The sequence below is a fragment of the Oleiphilus sp. HI0066 genome (genome assembly GCF_001635725.1).
The window spans coordinates 1-849 of record NZ_LWFH01001340.1; the positions used below are offsets into that span (position 1 = coordinate 1).

The 849-nt window shown below is 40.2% G+C and carries 2 protein-coding genes; both read left to right on the top strand.

Annotated elements, in window-relative coordinates; translation table 11 throughout:
- Nucleotides 1-333, top strand: a 333-nt coding sequence (locus A3738_RS20170) for a response regulator (protein ID WP_156504362.1), incomplete at its 5' end; no start/stop codon positions are given.
- A gap of 118 nt (nucleotides 334-451) precedes the next feature.
- Nucleotides 452-849 (top strand): MipA/OmpV family protein (locus tag A3738_RS20175; protein WP_156504363.1); only part of this gene is annotated, 398 nt, incomplete at its 3' end.

An 849-nucleotide genomic window follows, 5' to 3' on the forward strand; every position in this document is an offset into this window, starting at 1 on the left:
ACCTTACTTGAAGGGCTTGGTTTAAGTGTTGAGGTCGCGAATCATGGTGTTGAAGCGCTTGAGAAAATGAGCAACGAACCAAGCTATGGCATGATCTTCATGGATTGCCAAATGCCCGAGATGGATGGATATGAAACAACTCAAAACATAAGAAAAGGTGAATGTGGAGAGTCTTATAAAGATATACCAATAATCGCGATGACCGCGAACGCTATCGATGGTGATCGCGAAAAATGCCTAGAAGCGGGTATGTCGGACTATATTACTAAGCCAATAGATACAGATATCCTTCACGATCGCGTTGCTCATTGGTTTGCTCAAATAAATAAGTAGTTAACACGCTAGCGCTACAAAAATATCTTTGAAATAGAAAAAACAGCCTTGTTTCTCATTCCTTTGTGTAAGCAATCGTTACAATAGCCCGCTGTTTTACTTCGATATTGGACGATTGATGAAGCGTAGTTTATTTCATGCCCTCCTTTTTTGCTTAGGGTTTCTCTCATTAAGTGCTAATGCGGACGAACGAAATGCCTATGGCCTAGGTGTTACATACGAATCAGGCATATATCAGGGGCAAGATGGGTACACAGAGCCCTATCCATTTATCGATGCAGATTTCGGCGACTTTTTTATTAAAGATAAAGTAGTTGGATGGACAGGTTTTCGTCATAACAATATCTCAATCGCCCTGATCGCTTCGTATAACGATTACTTCTTGGATACAGAAGATATCAACGATGCAAGCAAAGATATTTTTGTCGGTATTGAAAATCGTGACCGAGCTTTCGAGATTGGTTTTTTGTATACCTACTACTCTCAAGTTGGCGATTTAACTTGGGAGTATTACAA